The organism is Erwinia sp. MYb416 (assembly GCF_037479575.1).
Taxonomy (GTDB): Bacteria; Pseudomonadota; Gammaproteobacteria; order Enterobacterales; family Enterobacteriaceae; genus Erwinia; species Erwinia rhapontici.
In genome coordinates this window covers 222,291-240,695 of record NZ_JBBGYT010000441.1, presented here as the reverse complement: position 1 = coordinate 240,695, position 18,405 = coordinate 222,291, and the positions used below count along the sequence as shown (strand labels likewise).

The following is an 18,405-nucleotide window of genomic DNA, read 5'->3' as shown; positions in this document are numbered from 1 at the left end:
TGAAAATGAGATTCATACGGGTGAAATAAATTAGCGTTGCTCACGTTATACGGGGGCGAACGGGCTGTTCATTCCCGGATGAACTCGCCTATTCACTAAAGATGAATGTGAGAGCCGTACTGACAAAGACAGCGGGTTTACAGGTTGTAAAAACACCCATCATCGGGCAAAATCTTTGATAATTGATGTGCTCGCCGTCCTGATGTGCCCATAAAGCTACAATTCAAATTGCACACTCCCCAAAAAATGAAATAAACCAGGAGTTTGAGCGTGAGCCTAAAAATCGATTTTCAAAGCGGTGCAAAAGAGGTGCTGGATCGCGTGCTCCAGGCCTACGGCTTTACCACGAAACTGGCGCTGGCTGAGCATTTAGGGATTGCCAGCAGCAGCCTGGCGAATCGCTATTCGCGCGGTTATTTCCCCTCAGATATCGTCATCCGCTGCATGGCCGATACGCAGGCCTCATTGCAGTGGCTGGCAACCGGAGAGGGTGAGCAGCCAGGCCCGGCAGAAAACCGCACGCCGCCCTCGCAAAACGGAAATACCCAGACGCTTGCCCGTCAACGCCTGGACGCCGGAAAGCTGACAACGCTCACCAGCATTGCCGTCGACGCGGCGTTCTTTGAGGCCTGGCCCAGCGCCATTGAACAGCCGCTGGTGATTGTTGAAGGCAACCAGCAGTTTATTGCTGAGCAGGCATTCAGTGAGGTCCTGGATGGTGACTGGCTGGTGTCGCTGGAAGGCCAGGTGAGTATTCGCAGCCTGACGCGTATTCCTCCCGGACGCGTGCGCGTTGCTAACGGTCAGCAGCAGTTTGAATGCGCCCTGAATGAGCTGGTCCCGCTGGCCCGTATCGTGATTGCCTGCACCCCGTTGTAAGCAGGCCAGCCGCAAAAAAGGCCACCTCCTGTGGCCTTGTCAGCTAAGTGACGCGGATTACGCCAGTTTCACCGGCCACTGATTCAGCTGGATCCCCCGTTTTTTCGCCCCCTCGCCGAAGTCCTGTAATATCGCTTCCACATCAGGATCGATGTATTCGGCATTATCGTGGTCCACAATCACCACGCTGTTCTCCGGGATCTGCGCCAGCAGGCCTTTGAGGCGCGGATTATGCATAAAGGTCAGGTTCTGCTGAAAACGCAGCACATAATGATCGTCATAGCGCGTCAGCAACATCGCATTACGATGGCTTTTATAGATGCTGAACAGGATCTGCGTCGCCAGACCAATGCCAATCCCCGCCAGCATTCCGAAAATCAGAATACCGCCGATGGTCGCCATAAACGGCACCCACTGCGGCGCTCCCTGGCGGATTTGTGACACAAACAGCCCCGGCGTAGCCAGCTTATAGCCTGTATACAGCAGCACCGCCGCAAGGCTCGCCAGCGGGATCGCATTCAGCAATCCGCTGAACCACAAGCCGCACACCAGCAGCAGCACACCGTGGATCAATATAGAAAGTTTACTGCGAGCGCCCGCGCTGACGTTGACCGAACTGCGCACGATAACGGCAGTGATCGGCAGCCCCCCCATAAAGCCGGACAGCAGGTTACCGATACCCTGAGCGCGCATCTCCTTATCAGGAGAGGGGGCCGGGGTTTGCGTACGCAGTTTCTTCAGCGCTTCCTGACTAAGCAGGGTTTCCAGGCTGGCGACAATCGCCAACGTGGCGGCAACGATATAGACCGCCGGGTTCTGCCACGCCAGCCAGTCCGGCCGCTCCAGCTCCCCGGTTAACGTGGCAATACTGTCAAAAGCGGGCAGCGAGATGCGCGGCAGATGGCTGGCGATATCCGGGAAAAAACGCCCTCCAAGCACCGTCGCCAGACAGCCGAGCAGCACCGCCACCAGCGGGCCGGGCATCCATCCCAGCCAACGATTCCGCTTGATAGCAGGCGTGGTCCACAGCCCGAGCACCAGTAGCCCGGCAAATGCTACCGCTACCGCAGGAAGTGACACATTGATTGCCCCCTCATGCAGCAGTGATGACCAGCCCTCTTCACCCGCAGCACCCAGCGCCACCGGTATTTGCTGAATAATCAGCAGGATACCAATCGCGGCCAGCATCCCTTTGATCACGCTTCCCGGCACCAGCGAGATAAAACGCCCGGCACGCAATGCGCCCAGCAAAAACTGCAATACGCCAGCGATCATCAATGCCAGCAGCAGTGCGGAGAACGATCCCAGGGTCTCGATAGCCCCCGTCACAATGGTCACCAGGCCCGCCGCAGGGCCACTGACCGCAAATTTCGACGGGCTGAAGGTGGTGACCACCAGGCCACCGATGACGCCCGTCAGCAGCCCGACGAAGGGTGGCAATCCGCTGGCCTGAGCAATCCCGAGGCACAGCGGTAGCGCCACGAGGAAGACCACCAGCCCCGCTGGAATATCCTGACGTAAGGTATTCAGATTCATACGCTGCCCTCTTCTGCCTGCTGGATTAGTTCCTTCAAATGCCCGCTGTGCAGATCATAAACACAGCCGAACACATCCAGCGCCACGCCGTCACGCCAGGCTTTCAGCACCGGGGCGGTTTTTACTAACTGGCTGAATTGTGCCAGGACATTGGCTTCCACCAGCCGGTTCAGATGATCCCCCGGCAGTTCTTCTGCACTCAGCGGCGCAAGTTCGGAGGCGATGCCGTGGCGCAGTTGAGTAATGCGCCGCGCCAGCGCTGAGTTTTCATCTCCCAACGGAATATCCGGCAGCGTCAGCGCCGCCTGTACGCCGCCGCAGCCGTAGTGACCACAGAGAACAATGTGTGAAACCTTAAGATATTCAATCGCATACTGCAATACGCTCATAAAGTTGTCGTCATTGCTGACCACCATATTGGCAATGTTGCGATGGACGAAAAGCTCGCCCGGGTGGGCGCCGGTCAGCACCTCCGCCGGTACACGGCTGTCAGAACAGCCGATCCACAAAGAGTGAGGCTGCTGCCCGTCCACATTTTGCCGGAAATAGTGCGGATCACGTTGGCGTCGCTGTAAAGCCCAACTGCGGTTTTTAGCTAACAGGGGTTTGAGGGTCGTCAAAATAGAATCTCTCTTCCGGGGAAAATGTGAAATAAGTTCTAACATCTTAGTTAACCGGAAGTGATTAAGATTAATCTTAAGTGATAATAAATAACCGAAATGTAATGTTAATTAAATGTGCTTTATTAAATTGAGTTAAACAGGCATGGAAATAAAATAAGATAAACTTATTGATGAATGAAATCATTGATAATAAACAAAAAATATAGCCATTTATCATATAGATGATACGAACAATAAAGGAGCGAAATAAAATAAATCAGAAAACACGCGTCTAATATAAAAACGTAAATCTCTTTATGTAACTAATAAAAGTGACACTAACTCAGAAGAGGATAAGAAGGAATAATTATCTCTCTGCTTCTGCTCGATTTATTAATTAGTGACGTAATTTATCAATTACTGTCAGCAAAGTTGATTTTATTTAATCAGATTTACACTTCAGATCGTTTCACCCATAAATATCTGGTAACTCAGGTCCACCGAGTCGGCCGAAAAGCGGCTGTCACCAATCTTTTTCAACAGCAGCTCGGCCGCGGTATACCCAATGGAGTAACGCGGGGTAATCACACTGGCCATTGTCGGGTACATTTCGCGGCTGATATCCAGCCCATGGAATCCGGCAATCGCAATGCGGCCCGGAACGGCGATGCCGTGGCGCTGGCAGTGCAGTAATGCACCGAGTGAAAGGTCGTCGTTAGTACAGAAAATCGCATCGAGGTCAGGGAACTGCTCCAGCGCGCTGGCCAGCATCGCCGCGCCCAGTTTCTGCGATGAGATAGCCTTCGGGTTGACCCGATTCCCGCTGCCACCGCGCTCCTCCATCGCCTGACAGTAGCCGCGATAGCGAAACTCATCACGCCGATCGTCCTGGGAACCGAAGTAGATCACCCGTTTACGCCCCTGATCGAGCAGCGTGCGCGTCATATCGTAGCCTGCGCTAAAGTTGTTAAATCCCACCTGCATATCCAGGCAACTACCCTGGGTATCCATCACTTCGACAATCGGAATCTGTGCCGCCCGCAGGTACTTCACCGCACGCAGGGTATGGTCCTTTTCACTGAGGATAATGCCATCAATGTTGTACGAGAGCAGATTGATGATCTGCTCCTCTTCGGCCTGTTTGTCGTAGTTGTAGTTGGCGATCAGTGTCTGGTAGCGCCCTTCTTTGGTGGCCGCCTCTATCCCGCTGAGGAGATCGGCAAAGATCTGGTTTTTAAACGAGGGGATCAGTACGCCCAGGGTGTAACTCTTCGAACTGAGGAGCATCTCCGGCGCACGATTGGGAATGTAGTTAATCTCTTCGATAATTTGCGCGATTTTCGCCCCGGTTTCCGGCGACACGCGATCGGGTGTACGCAGGTAGCGGCTGACCGTCATTTTCGTGACGCCAGCCAGCGTGGCGATGTCCTGGAGCGAGATACGGTGCGCGCGCATTGGAGGTTCCATTTAAACGTGAAAAAGGGCCAGGCATGCCTGGCCCCTGATAAGGGTAACGGGGTAGCCGGGCACGCCCGGCCTGATATTAATGAATAATCGCGTTCAGGATCAACACACCTGCCAGACCGAGGAAGGAGATTAGCGTTTCCATCACCGTCCAGGTTTTCAGCGTCTCAATCACGCTCAGGTTGAAGTAGCCTTTAAACAACCAGAAACCCGGGTCATTCACGTGGGAAGCGATCACGCTCCCGGAGCCCACCGCCAACACCATCAGCGCCGGATCGGCGTGGGTAATGGCGATAATTGGCGTCACGATCCCGGCAGTGGTAATCGCCGCGACGGTCGCAGAGCCGAGCGCGATACGCAGCATGGCCGCTACCGTCCAGCACATCAGCAACGGAGAAAGCGATGAGCCTTTCATCATGTCAGCGATGTAGTTGCCCACGCCGCTGTCCACCAGCACCTGTTTAAAGGCACCGCCCCCGGCGATGATAAAGACGATCATGGCGATAGCCGCAATGGAAGAGCTGCACATCTCCATCACTTCTTCCATTTTACGCCCGTTGCGCAGGCCCAGCGTGAACACGGCGATCACCACAGAGATAAACAGCGCGACCGCCGGGTTACCGACAAATTCGAAGAACTGGCGCAGCACATTCTCTTTTGGCGTGGTCAGCTCAAACACCGCCGCGACTGCCATCAGGATCACCGGGATAACCGCCGCGAAGATACTGGTCCAGAAGCCTGGCATTTCATGATCTTCAAAGATTTTCGGGTTATACAGCCCTTCCGGTGGCGATTTTTCAAAACCTTTCAGGAATTTCGAGAAAATCGGACCGGCGATAATCACCGTTGGAATGGTGATGATCATGCCGTACAGCAGCGTAGTCCCGAGGTTTGCACCAAAGATCGTCGCAATGGCGGTCGGTCCCGGATGCGGCGGCAGGAAGCAGTGGGTTACCGACAGTGCGGCCACCATCGGCAGACCGACATACAGCATCGGCATCCCTGAAGCAGCCACCACGGTAAACACCAGCGGCAGCAGCAGCACGAAGCCAATCTCGTAGAACATCGCCAGACCAACGATCAGTCCGGTGACCATCAGCGCCCACTGCACGCGCTGTTTACCAAAGGAGGCAATCAACGTGGTTGCCACGCGCTGTGCCGCCCCGGTGTCAGAAACCAGCTTCCCGAGCATCGCCCCGAAGCCCAGGATCAGCGCCAGGCTGCCGAGCGTGCCGCCCACGCCTTTCTGAATCGATGCGATAACCGCCAGCGGCGTCATCCCTTCGGCAACCCCGACCACGGCAGAAACAAAGACTAATGCGATGAAGCCGTTGACCTTGAAGACGATCATCAGCACCAGCAGCAGGATTACGCCAATAGCTATTATTGTAATGGGCATAAAGCACTTCCTTTAAAAAGTAGAGGTACAGGTGTTGTTAATGACTAAGGGTATAGCTGTTTAGACCGCGACGCGCATCCCACCATCTACAAAAAGTAAGTGCCCGTTCACAAAATCAGAGGCTTTAGAGGCCAGGAACACCGCCGCCCCAATCAACTCCTCAGGATTACCCCAGCGCGCCGCAGGCGTGCGTTTGCATAACCAGGAGGTGAAGGCTTCATCATCGGCCAGTGCCTGGGTCATTTCGGTTTTGAAATAGCCCGGTGCAATGCCGTTGACCTGAATATTATGGCGAGCCAGTTCGACGCACATGCCGCGCGTCAGCATCGTCACCGCCCCTTTTGAGGCCGCGTACGGGGTAATGGTGTCGCGCCCCAGCTCGCTCTGCATCGAACCGATATTGATGATTTTGCCTTTCTGGCGCGTCACCATCTGGCGGGCCACCGCCTGAGAGACGAGGAACACCGCTGTCTGATTGACGGCGATCACATCGTTCCAGTCCTGCTCCGGGAACTCCAGGAACGGGCGGCGACGCTGAATACCGGCGTTATTGACCAGCACATCGATAGGACCGATTTCACGTTCAATCTTCTCAACGGCGGCATTCACCTCCGCTGACTGCGTGACGTTAAAGGCCACGGCATGGGCCTTAAACCCCTGCTGTTGCAGGTCTGCTGCGGCTTTTTCAGCCCCTTCCTGGGTGGTGGCGTTGATGATCACTTCAGCACCGGCCTGTGCCAGCCCTTTCGCCATCAGAAAACCAATGCCGCGGCCAGAGCCGGTGATCAGTACACGTTTGTTATCGAGCGAGAAAAGCGTCGTCATGGTCATCCCTTAAAATGTCAGTTGCACTTTGGCGGCCTGGGTTTTGTCACCGGCAAATTGCAGCGCAGCGTCAATGTTCTGATAGTCGTATTCCCCGCTGAACAGCGGCAGCGGGTTGACGGTGCCGTTGCCCAGCCACTCCACGGCGGTGTTGAACTCGAAGGTAAAGCGGAACGATCCGACCAGTTTGATCTCTTTAGCAATCAGCATCATGATCGGGAAACCCGGGACATCGCCGCCCATGCCCACCTGCACTAACGTGCCTTTTGCACGGGTCACTTCCAGGCAGCGCGTCAGTGAAGACGGATGACCGGAGGCTTCAAACGCCACGTCGAAGTAACCTTTGTCGGCCAGATACGGGGTGAAATCACCGTTGGCCGCGTGGATCGTGTGGGTGGCGCCCATCGCCGTTGCCATCGCCAGCGAACGCTCACTGACATCCGCACAGACCACTTCTGCTGCGCCTTTCGCTATGGCTGCCGCCGCAATCAGGCAACCGATTGGGCCCACGCCAGAGATAAAGACTTTTTTGCCCTGCAAATCGCCGCCCTGATTAGCAGCATGAATGCAGACCGCTAGCGGTTCAGCAAAGACCATCACTTTATCGTCAGCAGCATTGTCGAAAGGAATGCACTGGCTGCTATCCACCACTTTGTACTGGGTGAAACCGCCGTCCACATGCGGGTAATACATCGCGCTGCCGAAGAAACGCATGGTGGTGCACTGGTTCTCTTCATCCGCCAGGCAGTATTTGCAGTGGCCACAAGGTTTTGAAGGGTTAACCGCCACCTTCTGGTTCTCTTTAAGCGCTGGGTTGTCGCTTTTCACCACATGACCGATCACTTCATGACCGAGGATCATCGGCATTTTTACCGCAAAGCTGCCCACTTTACCGTGCTGATAGTAGTGCAGATCCGAACCGCAGATACCGCCGCGCGTAATGCGCACCAGCGTGCCTTCGCCCTGGTAATTGACCTGCTGGCTGATGACTTCAACCTGCTCTTTGCCGTTAATCATGCAGGACTGCGTGGTGGTGCTCATGGTGTTCTCCAGTACGTGTCAGTTCATGGCGCCTATCAAATCGATGTTTAACATGCAAAACTGTGAATCAGATCACTAAAATTCATGTTACTAAATCAATGTTACGCATAACGTGAACCACGTTGCCCTTTCTCCCCGACGTATTCAGTGGCATTCATCACAAAGCGATTAACTGCACTTTCATCGCGGTCATTTGATCGCTACAGTTGACTCATCCGACCACTTCAGAGATCGCTTGCGATGAGCCTGTCACTGTTCACCCCGCTGGACCTGGGTTTTACCCAACTTAAAAATCGTTTTCTGATGGGTTCCATGCATACCGGGCTGGAAGAGCATCCGGATGGTGCGGCCCGGCTGGCGGCGTTTTATGCCGAGCGGGCACGCGCCGGGGTGGCGCTGATTGTCACCGGCGGCATTGCCCCTTCACCGGAAGGTGTGGTGAGCAAGGGAGCCTCGGTGCTGAATGATGCGTCACAGCTGGCACATCATCGTCAGGTGACGGATGCCGTCCACCAGGCGGGTGGAAAAATTGCCATGCAGATCCTGCACGCGGGCCGCTACAGCTACCAGCCCGCACTGGTCGCGCCCTCGGCCATTCAGGCGCCGATCAATCCCTTCTGCCCCCGCGAACTGTCGCATGACGAGATCCTGCAACTGATTGCCGACTACGCGCACTGCGCCCGTCTGGCACAGCAGGCGGGCTACGATGGCGTTGAGATTATGGCCTCTGAAGGCTATCTGATTAATCAGTTCCTGGTGGCGCACACCAACCAGCGCAGCGATGAATGGGGCGGCAGTGAGGCGCATCGCCAGCGCTTTGCCCTTGCCATTCTGCGGGCAGTGCGTGAAGCGGTGGGCCACGAGTTTATTATTATTTTCCGCCTGTCGATGCTCGACCTGGTGGAACAGGGCAGCACGCTGGAGCAGACCATTCGTCTGGCGCAGGCGGTCGAACAGGCTGGTGCCACGCTGATCAATACCGGCATCGGCTGGCATGAAGCGCGCATCCCCACCATTGCAACGGCGGTGCCACGCGCTGCTTTTGCCTGGGTCACCCAGGCACTCAAAAAACACGTCAGCATTCCGCTGATTGCCACCAACCGGATTAACCATCCGGATGTGGCCCAGCGCGTACTGGATGAAGGCTGTGCCGATATGGTGTCAATGGCCCGCCCGTTCCTCGCCGATGCCGAGTTTGTGCTGAAAGCGCAGCAGGATCGCTGCGATGAAATCAATACCTGCATCGGCTGCAATCAGGCCTGCCTCGATCAAATTTTCGTGGGCAAGCTGACTTCCTGCCTGGTCAATCCGCGCGCCTGCCATGAAACCGAAATGACGCTGACGCCCGCCGCACAGGTGAAGACGCTGGCGGTGGTCGGTGCCGGCCCTGCCGGACTGGCCTTTGCAGTCAATGCCGCCCAACGCGGTCACCGGGTGACGCTGTTTGATGCAGGGCCTGAGGTGGGCGGACAGTTCAATATTGCCCGCCAGATCCCCGGTAAAGAGGAGTTCAGTGAAACGCTGCGCTACTTCAGACGCCAGCTTGAGCTGCATCACGTCACGCTGCGGCTGGATCATCGCGCCAGCGCAGACGATCTCACCGCGTTTGATGAGGTGGTGCTGGCAACGGGTATTTTACCGCGCACTCCGCCGATTCCGGGCATCGACCATCCGTCGGTACTGAGCTATCTGGAGGTCATCCGCGATAAAAAACCCGTCGGCAAACGCGTGGCTATTATTGGTGCAGGCGGCATCGGGTTTGATACCGCCGAATATCTGGTCGCTGGCGGGCAGGATCTCACTGCATTCTGTCGGGAATGGGGCATTGATCGCACCCTCACCCAACCGGGGGGGCTGGTGCCGCCAGAGCGTCCGGTGAGTGAGCGCCAGGTCTGGCTGCTGCAGCGCACACCAGGCAAGCCGGGCGCCGGGCTGGCAAAAACCACCGGATGGATCCATCGCGCCAGCCTGCAAATGCACGGCGTGCAGATGTGGGGAGGCGTTGAGTATCAGCGGATTGATGATGAAGGCCTGCACCTGCGGGTCAATGGTGAAGCGCACCTGCTGGCCGTGGATAACGTGGTGATTTGCGCCGGGCAAGAGCCGGACCGTTCACTGGCTGATGCGCTGTCAGCGCGGGGGAAAGTGCCGCATATTATTGGCGGTGCGGATGTCGCCCGCGAGTTGGATGCACGCCGGGCGATTGCTCAGGGGACGGCGCTGGGGCTGGCGATTTAAATGATGCTACCGGGCGGACCAGAAAAGCGGTCCGCCCCCAGGATGACATCCATGGTCTAAATACCGTTTTCGCGCTAGCATCAATGACGCCACACTGACTGACCAGGAGCTCTTGATGTCATCCCCCTATTTCTCTCCGCTACTCTCGCGCTTTGACTGGCTTGATCACGCCTTTATGGCCGCAGGCGAACGCCCTGCGGCAGGCACGCGTTACAATCAGCAGCGCCACAGCGCCCGGGTCATCCTCGATGTTGATGCCCTGCCGGTAAAAAGCCAGGATGCGGATGGACTGATTGGGACGGGTCAGGATGCCGTGGCGATTTACACCGCTGACTGCCTGCCGATCCTGTTAGCCGATAGCCGTCAGCAGCAGGTTGCAGCGGTACACGGTGGTTTAAAAGGGATTCTGGGCGGGGTACTGATTAACGCAATAACGCATCTGTGTGAACGCGGAGCAACGCCGGACAGTCTGTTTATTGCCATCGGCCCGGCGATTGGTCCCTGCTGTTATGAGCTGGGACAGGATGTGATAGACCGGGCAGAACAAGATGATCCGCATCAGCTGGCCGCACTGATGTCCTGGTCTGCCCACCCCTGGCCTAATCCGGCATCGGTACGTCCACAGGCGCAGGGAACCACCGCAGGCGTGTGGTTTGACCTACCGTTGCTGGCAAAACGTATTGCGTTGCGTGCGGGTGTGCCGGAAGAACAGATTGAGCTGTCGCAGATATGCACCTACTGCATGGCGGAGGAGCAGGCCAGCTATCGCCGCAACAGCCATGTTCAGCACGGTTATCAGCAGCGATTTTCGTGGATTGCCAGACGATGAAGGCGCGGGCGAGGCATGCCTCACCCCTACGGAGTACAGTTTACGGAATGCGGTGTGCGTAGGGGGCGGGCATGCCCGACCCGCAGGCTGACGCGGATTGAGGGCGCGGGCGAGGCGTGCCTCACCCCCACTGAGTACAGTTTACGGAATGCGGTGTGCGTAGGGGTCGGGCATGCCAGACCCGCAGGCTAACGGGTTAAGGCATCTTCACCGAACGTAACACCACAAATTTCTGGTTGCTTGCCACGGTGGTGCAGTTACCAAATAGCTTTTTCATTTTGTGGTAATTGTCGAGATGACGGTTACCGACAATACGCAGTTCGCCGCCATCTTGCAGGCAACGGCGTGCATCACGCAGCATCTGCCAGGCAATATGGTCGGTGACCGCACTCTGCTGGTGGAACGGCGGGTTACACAGCACCGCATGCAGGCGGTCTGACGGATAGCCCGCCAGCGAATTGTTAACGTGGAACGTCGTGCGATCCCGATCCTGTGGAGAGTTCACTTCAATGTTCATCCGGCTGGAAGCGACCGCCATATAGGATTCATCAATGAAATGGACCTGCGCCAGCGGGTTCTGTTGTAACGCCATCAGGCCAATCACACCATTGCCACAGCCCAGGTCGGCAATCTCACCTTCCAGATCGGAGGGCAGATGCTGTAAGAAGAAGCGCGCCCCCACATCCAGCCCGCCACGGGAAAAGACGTTGGCATGGTTGTGGATCTGGTATGGCGTACCGTCCAGCGGCCAGGTGGTAATCACATCACTTTCTTTCAGCTCCGGTGCGCTAAAAGTACCGAAGATCAGGCGTGCTTTTTTGCGTGCCAGCGAGGTGGTGGTGGGGCCCAGCACTTTTTCAAACAGCTGCAACGTCGAGGTATGGATATCTTTCGCTTTACCGGCGGCAATAATCTGGGTTTCCGGGGTCACGACATCACGCAACGCACGCAGCTGGTATTCCAGCAGGGCGAGGGTTTTCGGGACTTTAATCAGGACACGTGCCGGTGCCGCAGGAAGCGGGCTCAAACTGTCGAGCAGCTGTACATCGGCTTCATCGAGGTGATTCAGCGCCAGATTCTGGCGTGTCGCCTGCTGGTTCAGCCAGGAGTCGCTGATGCTGTAAACACCCTCACCCGCCAGCGCACAGGCCAGCGCGCCAAAGGTGTCATTGAAGATCAGCGTTGGGCCGCTGACCGGGGCATCGCCCAGATGCTGCAACACATATTCGTCGGCCGCATCCCAGGCCTGCAACGGGCTTTCTTCGCGCATTTGGGGAAAACGATGCAGCGTCAGCATGCGGTTGCTTAGTTCGAGTTGGCTCATGGGATCACCTTAGTGGTAAAATTCCCGCGTTTTATCCCCTAAAACGGGCGCACAGTAAACGTTTTTCTTCACCGGAGTCCGCATGTCGTCGCTTATTTATCTACAAGGTTACCCTGAATCGCTGCTGTCACAGGTCCGCACGCTGATTGAGCAACAGCGCCTGTCAGAGGTGCTGAACCAGCGTTATCCCTCTATGCACAGCATCACCAGCGACAAAGCGCTCTATGACTACGCACTGGATTTAAAGAACCAGTCGCTGCGCAATGCGCCGCCGCTCAACAAGGTGATTTATGACAGTAAGATTAAGGTCATGAAACATGCGCTGGGGTTACATACGGCGATATCTCGCGTGCAGGGCGGCAAGCTGAAAGCCAAAGCGGAGATCCGCGTGGCGACGATTTTTAAACAGGCCCCGGAAGCATTTCTGCGCATGATCGTGGTCCATGAGCTGGCGCATATCAAAGAGAAAGACCACAACAAGGCGTTTTACCAGCTCTGCTGCCATATGGAGCCGCAGTATCACCAGTTGGAGTTCGATACGCGCCTGTGGCTGACCGCACAGGCGCTGGAAGGACGTGAGGGGTAAACCCTCACGCGCTAGAGCGTTACCATTTCCCCGATGCGCCGCCGCCGCCGCTGCGACCGCCGCCACCGCTAAAGCCGCCATCACTGCTGTCGGAATCCCGACTGTGACTGGAGCGGGAGTCAGAACTGTCGTCAGAACGGTCGCGGCTGCCGCCACCGCCCAGCAGGGTGCCAATCAGCGATGAGATCAGCATCTGTACCATCAGGCTGCCGCCAAACAGCAGGCCGACATTATCACCGTTTACAGCCTCGATACCTGAGGACAGCAGCGTGCTGATCAACGAAATACCGGTGACAATCCCGCTGACAAAAAGCGCCCTCAGCAGCGGGTTGCGGCGCAGGAAGAAGAACGGCAGTACTATCATGCCCAGTAGCCAGAGACCGACGCTGCCGCCGGACAGGGTAATGGCGTCATTAGATACTGTCGGAGCAGGTTCAGCCAGCGGACGCGGTGGCGTTGCCGGGGCATCGCCCTCTACCGGGACGCCCAACTGGCGTGAAATACTCTGCACACCGGCAACTAATCCGGGGCCCATTTCCCCCTGTTTAAAGTGAGGAATGATGCTGCCATTGATCACCTGTGCGGCCTGCACATCGGTGAAATCCCCTTCCAGCCCGTAGCCGACCTCAATGCGCACCGTGCGGTCGGTTTTCGCCATCACCAGCAGCAGGCCGTCATCGCGCTGTTTGTCACCGAGTTTCCAGGCATCGAATACCCGCGTGGCAAACTGCTCAATGCTGTCATCCCCGGTAGTATCGACGGTCAGCACCGCAAGCTGGTGGCCGGTTTTTTTCTCCAGCGCCACTATCTGAGTCGTAATCTGCTGGACATCCGTGGCGCTCAGTACGCCCGCGTCATCCGTCACGCGCTGCTGTAATGTCGGTACGGCCACTGTCGCGGCCAGACTGGTCAAGGGCAGCACCGCTAGCAGGATCAGGGTGAAAAATCGCATGGTGATCCCTTATTTCGCGCTGGCAGGCTGTGAGAAATCCACTTGAGGGGCGGTGGAAATCTGCGCCACGTTTTCCGGCTGGAAATTTTCTTTACGCTGGTAGCCCATCGCTTTGGCGGTCAGCGACCCCGGGAACTGACGGATCATCAGGTTGTAGTCCTGCACCGCACGGACATAGCGCTGGCGCGCCACGGCAATACGGTTTTCCGTACCTTCCAGCTGCACCATCAGGTTGTTAAACATCTGATCCGCTTTCAAATCAGGATAGCGTTCGCTGATCACCAGCAGGCGCGACATTGCGCTACTCAGCTCTGACTGCGACTGCTGGAAAGCCTGCATGGTCTGCGCATCTTCCGGGGCATTTTGTACCTGGGTCAGGCTGCCGATTTTCGCGCGGGCGTCGGCGATGCTTTTAAACACCTCGGCTTCATGGCTGGCGCTGGCTTTTGCCGTTGCCACCAGATTCGGGATCAGGTCGGCACGGCGTTGATACTGGTTCAACACTTCTGACCATTCAGTGGAGACGGCTTCGTCGCGCTGCTGGATTTGGTTATAGTCGCAGCCGGAAAGCCAGAACATCACAGGCAGCAACAGCAGCCAGCGAAAACGTGCAGGGAATGACATGATTTCGTCCTTAAAATAAAGAAAGGGGCAAGGTGAGCATTATACAGGCACCGCCCGATAGTGCTGTTTTACTTATATAAAATCTTTCGCCTGCTGGATCAAACTGGTTTTGGTCAGCGCACCCAGATATTTCCGTTCCAGCGGATTATTCAGCACTGGCAGGCGTTCCAGCGTGACGCGCGCGAACGCTTCCCAGCCTTCTTTGATGGTCTGGTTCTCGTAAACCGTGGGGAATTGGGTGTCGACCACACAGCTGACTGGGGAGGTCAGGGTGATCTCTTTATCCAGTACCTTATGCGAGATATCGTGGATCGATACCGCGCCGATAAACTCCCCTTGCTCGCCAATCACATACACAAAACGTTCGCGCTTGAGTGAGCTGACCGCCAGCGCTTTACCGACAGAATCCTGTGGCGTCAGCGCCGCGCCGGAGACGATAAACTGCGAAATAATGCCGTTATCAAAATCAAACTTGGCGTCAGAGCGGCTGAAGTGGCGGGTCATCACCGAGTAGGTGCTGCTGGAGTGCAGACGGTAGACGGTCATGGAAGCCAGTACGCTGGCGATCATTGCCGGGAACAGCAGGCTGCTGTTGAGCGTCATCTCCAGCACCATCAGCATCGCCATGAGCGGCGCCTGACTGACGGACGCCAGCACCGCGCCCATCCCCACGGCGGCAAACACTTCGGCATTGCCAACCGGTAATCCGGCGGCGGCGGCCAGCAACGCCACCATTTCCCCCATCAGTGCACCAATCAACAGCGCCGGAGTAAACAGGCCGCCCACAGCATTGGAACCGACGGAGATCGCCGTGGCCAGCATCTTTAGCAGCAGCAGGGCCAGCAGCATCGGCAGCAGGAAATCCCCCGCCATAATGCGCACAATCACTTCATAACCGTTGCCGAGGATCTGGGTGCTGCCAATGGCCAGCGCACCCACCAGCAGTCCGCCAAGGCCGAGGCGTAGCGGCAGGCTGCGAATGGGCGCGAAGCAGCGCTTACTCTGACCAATCAACCACAGCATGCCCCAGCCCAGCAGGCCTGCCAGTAACCCGATGGCCACGGTCAGCGCAATACTGCCGGGCGTCAGATCAAACTGGCTGTGGGAAAACGGGTACATTGCCGAACGATGCCCGAGTGACCACATGGTCAGCACCGCCACGCCGGACGCGATAATCAGGGGGATCAGACGCTGCATGGCAGAGATACCGAAAGCGATTTCCGCGACAAAAATCGCCGATGCCAGCGGCGCATGGTACACCGAGGCCAGCCCGGCGGCAGCTGCCATCGCCACCACGTCACTGTTTTTCAGCGGCAGCGATTTGAACCACCAGCGCCCCATCAGGCTGCCTGCCAGCGCAGACAGCTGCACCATCGGCCCTTCACGCCCGATAGACGCGCCGCTGCTGATACTCGCCAGCGATGACAGCCCGCGAAACAGCGAGGTGCGCGTGGGGACCGCATCCAGCTGGGCGTTAATCACTTCCAGATAATCGGTACGCACCGTCTGCTTTTGCTCAATGGCGGTGGCATAACGCAGCAGGAAACCGGCAATCAGGCCACCCGCCCCGACGATCAGCGGCCAACAGTACCAGGGGTAAACACGCATCGCCTGGGTAATATCGGTTTGTCCGTTAAACACCAGCCCATCAATCAGGTTAATGGCCTCACGAAAGCCCAGCGTCACCAGCGATGCCACCAGCCCAACCGGGATCGCGACCAGAATGCTGGTCCAGTTAAGTGCATGTTTACTTTGCGGGCTGCGAACGCTCATCGGGTTCCCTCGTGATGATTTTCCCTATCGTGCGAGAGGCGGGCTGAAAAATCAAATATCCCGCATCAGGCATTGCCCTGCCAGCCTGACATGATAATCTGCTTTTTCCGCTAATCAGCCGAACAGGAACACTATGATTCGCTTTGCCGTCGTTGGAACCAACTGGATCACCCGTCAGTTTGTCGATGCTGCTCATGAAACCGGAAAAATGAAGCTGACTGCCGTTTACTCACGATCGCTGGAGCAGGCAAAGACCTTTGCCAGTGATTATCCGGTGGAAAAGCTGTTTGATTCCCTGGAGGAGATGGCAGCATCCGATGCCATTGATGCCGTCTACATCGCCAGCCCCAACGCTCTGCACTGTCCACAGTCACTGCTGTTCCTACGCCACCGTAAGCACGTAATCTGCGAAAAGCCGCTGGCCTCGAATCTGCGCGAGGTTGAAGCCATGATCGCCTGCGCCGCTGAACATCAGGTGGTGCTGTTTGAAGCCTTTAAAACCGCCAGCGTGCCGAACTTCCTCACGCTGCAACAGGCGCTGCCGAAAGTGGGCACGCTGCGCAAAGCCTTGATCAATTACTGCCAGTACTCCTCCCGCTATCAGCGTTATCTGGATGGCGAGAATCCCAACACCTTTAATCCGGCATGGTCTAACGGCTCGATCATGGATATCGGCTATTACTGCCTCGCTACGGCGGTGAATTTATGGGGGGAACCTGCCAACGTGATGGCCAGCGCCAGCCTGCTGGAAAGCGGTGTTGATGGGCACGGTACGGTAATTCTCAACTACGGCGATTTCGACGTGACCTTACAGCACTCAAAAATCAGCCAGTCTACGCTGCCAAGCGAAATTCAGGGTGAAGAGGGATCGCTGGTGATTGAGCAGGTGTCTGAGTGCCAGCGCGTCAGCTTTATCCCGCGCGGTGGTAAAGCGCAGGATCTGACGCAGCCGCAGCATATCAATACCATGCTGTATGAAGCGGAGGTTTTTGCCCGCCTGGTGGAGAATAGTCAGTGGGATCACCCCGGACTGGAAACGTCACGCATCACCGCGAAGCTGTTGACGGAGATCCGCCGCCAGACCGGGGTGATCTTCCCGGCCGATGCCACTGTGTAAATATTTCTAAATATTACTGAAGAAGATTGACCTTCGGCGGCTGCCCGCCTATCTTTTGCAACAGCAAAGGGGAGTAACTTCTTCGTCAGTTAATCGTCAATACGACATCCACATGATGTCCGGTTACTGAGCAACCAAATCCTGGTTGTAAGTGAGACCTTGCCGGAAGGCGAGGTTTGCTTACAGCGACAATAATAATGTGGCTGGCGTCTTCCGACGTTGGCCATTTTTGTTATTGGGGCAAGAAAAAATGAATACTGTCGGTACGCCGTTACTCTGGGGCAGCTTCGCTGTCGTTGTCGTGATTATGCTGGCGATTGACCTGCTGTTGCAGGGCCGTCGTGGCGCACACACCATGACCATGAAACAAGCGGCCGCCTGGTCGCTGGTCTGGGTCACCCTCTCACTGTTATTTAACGCTGCCTTCTGGTGGTATCTCACCGGCACCGCCGGGCGCGAAGTCGCGGATGCGCAAGCGCTGGCCTTCCTCACCGGTTATCTGATTGAAAAAGCGCTGGCCGTCGACAACGTGTTTGTCTGGCTGATGCTGTTTAGCTATTTTGCCGTTCCGGCCGCATTGCAGCGCCGGGTGCTGATCTACGGCGTGCTGGGCGCGATTGTGCTGCGTACCATTATGATCTTTGCCGGAAGCTGGCTGGTGACCCAGTTTAGCTGGCTGCTCTATATCTTCGGCGCGTTCCTGCTGTTTACCGGGATAAAAATGGCGCTGGCGAAAGAAGATGACAGCGCGATTGGCGATAAGCCGCTGGTACGCTGGCTGCGTAGTCGTATGCGCATGACGGACAAAATCGAAGGTGAACGCTTCTTTGTGCGTAAGAATGGCGTGCTGTTTGCCACTCCGCTGCTGCTGGTGCTGATTATGGTTGAGCTGAGCGACGTTATTTTCGCCGTCGACAGTATTCCGGCCATTTTCGCGGTGACCACCGATCCGTTTATCGTGCTGACGTCTAACCTGTTTGCGATCCTCGGCCTGCGTGCCATGTACTTCCTGCTGGCAAACGTGGCAGAGCGTTTCACAATGCTGAAATACGGCCTGTCGGTGATCCTGGTGTTTATCGGGGTGAAGATGTTGATTGTCGACTTCTTCCATATCCCCATCGCCATTTCACTGGGCATTGTGGGCGGTATTCTGGCGCTGACGCTGATCATTAATGCCGTGGTTAACTATCGGAACGATCAGAAGACATCCTGATCG

Annotated in this window: 16 protein-coding genes; 6 read left to right on the top strand and 10 right to left on the bottom strand. The window is 56.5% G+C overall.

Translation table 11 applies throughout. The annotated features are described in order from the left end of the window. Positions 1-270: 270 nt before the first annotated feature. Complete coding sequence (locus WH277_RS24550) at positions 271-879, top strand: phage repressor protein CI (protein WP_159336827.1); 609 nt, start codon at positions 271-273, stop codon at positions 877-879. 57 nt (positions 880-936) lie between these two features. On the opposite strand, the gene WH277_RS24545 is transcribed toward WH277_RS24550, so the two are convergent. The 6 genes from WH277_RS24545 to idnD form a co-directional block, all read right to left on the bottom strand. Further along, positions 937-2,415, bottom strand: a complete 1,479-nt coding sequence (locus WH277_RS24545) for a SulP family inorganic anion transporter (RefSeq protein ID WP_159336826.1) — start codon at positions 2,413-2,415, stop codon at positions 937-939. Further along, complete coding sequence (locus WH277_RS24540; protein WP_241008284.1) at positions 2,412-3,035, bottom strand: carbonic anhydrase; 624 nt, start codon at positions 3,033-3,035, stop codon at positions 2,412-2,414. The genes WH277_RS24545 and WH277_RS24540 overlap by 4 nt, the downstream gene beginning before the upstream one ends. A gap of 441 nt (positions 3,036-3,476) precedes the next feature. Beyond that, positions 3,477-4,472: a DNA-binding transcriptional regulator IdnR gene (gene idnR, locus WH277_RS24535; RefSeq protein ID WP_339507278.1), complete on the bottom strand. Its 996-nt coding sequence runs from the start codon at positions 4,470-4,472 to the stop codon at positions 3,477-3,479. Positions 4,473-4,560: 88 nt separating this feature from the next. Beyond that, positions 4,561-5,880, bottom strand: a complete 1,320-nt coding sequence (locus WH277_RS24530; RefSeq protein WP_133842480.1) for a gluconate:H+ symporter — start codon at positions 5,878-5,880, stop codon at positions 4,561-4,563. A gap of 60 nt (positions 5,881-5,940) precedes the next feature. Then, a complete protein-coding gene (gene idnO, locus WH277_RS24525; RefSeq protein WP_133842481.1) occupies positions 5,941-6,705 on the bottom strand; it encodes a gluconate 5-dehydrogenase in 765 nt (254 codons plus the stop codon). Between the two features lie 9 nt (positions 6,706-6,714). Next, positions 6,715-7,746 (bottom strand): L-idonate 5-dehydrogenase, encoded by a 1,032-nt coding sequence (gene idnD / locus WH277_RS24520; protein ID WP_133842482.1) that lies wholly within the window; start codon positions 7,744-7,746, stop codon positions 6,715-6,717. 240 nt (positions 7,747-7,986) lie between these two features. On the opposite strand from idnD, the gene WH277_RS24515 reads away from it, so the two are divergent. Continuing rightward, complete coding sequence (locus WH277_RS24515) at positions 7,987-9,984, top strand: NADPH-dependent 2,4-dienoyl-CoA reductase (RefSeq protein WP_339507277.1); 1,998 nt, start codon at positions 7,987-7,989, stop codon at positions 9,982-9,984. Between the two features lie 115 nt (positions 9,985-10,099). Further along, the gene (locus WH277_RS24510) at positions 10,100-10,813 is read left to right on the top strand and encodes a polyphenol oxidase family protein (protein ID WP_227535155.1); all 714 of its coding nucleotides are present in this window, start codon (positions 10,100-10,102) and stop codon (positions 10,811-10,813) included. A 196-nt stretch (positions 10,814-11,009) separates the two neighbouring features. Here WH277_RS24510 and rlmG read toward each other — a convergent pair whose 3' ends face one another. Continuing rightward, positions 11,010-12,137: a 23S rRNA (guanine(1835)-N(2))-methyltransferase RlmG gene (gene rlmG / locus WH277_RS24505; protein WP_167864342.1), complete on the bottom strand. Its 1,128-nt coding sequence runs from the start codon at positions 12,135-12,137 to the stop codon at positions 11,010-11,012. 82 nt (positions 12,138-12,219) lie between these two features. On the opposite strand from rlmG, the gene WH277_RS24500 reads away from it, so the two are divergent. Then, positions 12,220-12,723 carry a M48 metallopeptidase family protein gene (locus WH277_RS24500; protein WP_159336820.1) on the top strand — a complete coding sequence of 168 codons (504 nt, stop codon included), beginning with the start codon at positions 12,220-12,222 and terminating at the stop codon, positions 12,721-12,723. Between the two features lie 19 nt (positions 12,724-12,742). Here WH277_RS24500 and WH277_RS24495 read toward each other — a convergent pair whose 3' ends face one another. The 3 genes from WH277_RS24495 to WH277_RS24485 all read right to left on the bottom strand — a co-directional run bounded on the left by WH277_RS24495 (position 12,743) and on the right by WH277_RS24485 (position 16,072). Next, a complete protein-coding gene (locus WH277_RS24495; protein ID WP_159336819.1) occupies positions 12,743-13,675 on the bottom strand; it encodes a TPM domain-containing protein in 933 nt (310 codons plus the stop codon). A 9-nt stretch (positions 13,676-13,684) separates the two neighbouring features. Beyond that, a complete protein-coding gene (locus WH277_RS24490) occupies positions 13,685-14,299 on the bottom strand; it encodes a LemA family protein (RefSeq protein ID WP_133842488.1) in 615 nt (204 codons plus the stop codon). Positions 14,300-14,371: 72 nt separating this feature from the next. Next, positions 14,372-16,072: a chloride channel protein gene (locus WH277_RS24485; protein ID WP_133842489.1), complete on the bottom strand. Its 1,701-nt coding sequence runs from the start codon at positions 16,070-16,072 to the stop codon at positions 14,372-14,374. Positions 16,073-16,205: 133 nt separating this feature from the next. Between WH277_RS24485 and WH277_RS24480 the strand changes: the two genes are divergently transcribed. Together WH277_RS24480 and WH277_RS24475 are read left to right on the top strand one after the other, a co-directional pair. Beyond that, complete coding sequence (locus WH277_RS24480) at positions 16,206-17,189, top strand: Gfo/Idh/MocA family protein (protein ID WP_339507275.1); 984 nt, start codon at positions 16,206-16,208, stop codon at positions 17,187-17,189. Between the two features lie 250 nt (positions 17,190-17,439). Then, positions 17,440-18,402: a TerC family protein gene (locus tag WH277_RS24475; RefSeq protein ID WP_133842491.1), complete on the top strand. Its 963-nt coding sequence runs from the start codon at positions 17,440-17,442 to the stop codon at positions 18,400-18,402. Positions 18,403-18,405 lie beyond the last annotated feature (3 nt).

Bases quoted from the DNA above. Each gene is read 5' to 3' on its own strand.
- WH277_RS24545 (WP_159336826.1), bottom strand. From the start codon at position 2,415: ATGAATCTGAATACCTTACGTCAGGATATTCCAGCGGGGCTGGTGGTC.
- idnR (WP_339507278.1), bottom strand. From the start codon at position 4,472: ATGCGCGCGCACCGTATCTCGCTCCAGGACATCGCCACGCTGGCTGGC.
- WH277_RS24530 (WP_133842480.1), bottom strand. From the start codon at position 5,880: ATGCCCATTACAATAATAGCTATTGGCGTAATCCTGCTGCTGGTGCTG.
- idnO (WP_133842481.1), bottom strand. From the start codon at position 6,705: ATGACGACGCTTTTCTCGCTCGATAACAAACGTGTACTGATCACCGGC.
- idnD (WP_133842482.1), bottom strand. From the start codon at position 7,746: ATGAGCACCACCACGCAGTCCTGCATGATTAACGGCAAAGAGCAGGTT.
- WH277_RS24515 (WP_339507277.1), top strand. From the start codon at position 7,987: ATGAGCCTGTCACTGTTCACCCCGCTGGACCTGGGTTTTACCCAACTT.
- WH277_RS24510 (WP_227535155.1), top strand. From the start codon at position 10,100: ATGTCATCCCCCTATTTCTCTCCGCTACTCTCGCGCTTTGACTGGCTT.
- rlmG (WP_167864342.1), bottom strand. From the start codon at position 12,137: ATGAGCCAACTCGAACTAAGCAACCGCATGCTGACGCTGCATCGTTTT.
- WH277_RS24500 (WP_159336820.1), top strand. From the start codon at position 12,220: ATGTCGTCGCTTATTTATCTACAAGGTTACCCTGAATCGCTGCTGTCA.
- WH277_RS24495 (WP_159336819.1), bottom strand. From the start codon at position 13,675: ATGCGATTTTTCACCCTGATCCTGCTAGCGGTGCTGCCCTTGACCAGT.
- WH277_RS24490 (WP_133842488.1), bottom strand. From the start codon at position 14,299: ATGTCATTCCCTGCACGTTTTCGCTGGCTGCTGTTGCTGCCTGTGATG.
- WH277_RS24485 (WP_133842489.1), bottom strand. From the start codon at position 16,072: ATGAGCGTTCGCAGCCCGCAAAGTAAACATGCACTTAACTGGACCAGC.
- WH277_RS24480 (WP_339507275.1), top strand. From the start codon at position 16,206: ATGATTCGCTTTGCCGTCGTTGGAACCAACTGGATCACCCGTCAGTTT.
- WH277_RS24475 (WP_133842491.1), top strand. From the start codon at position 17,440: ATGAATACTGTCGGTACGCCGTTACTCTGGGGCAGCTTCGCTGTCGTT.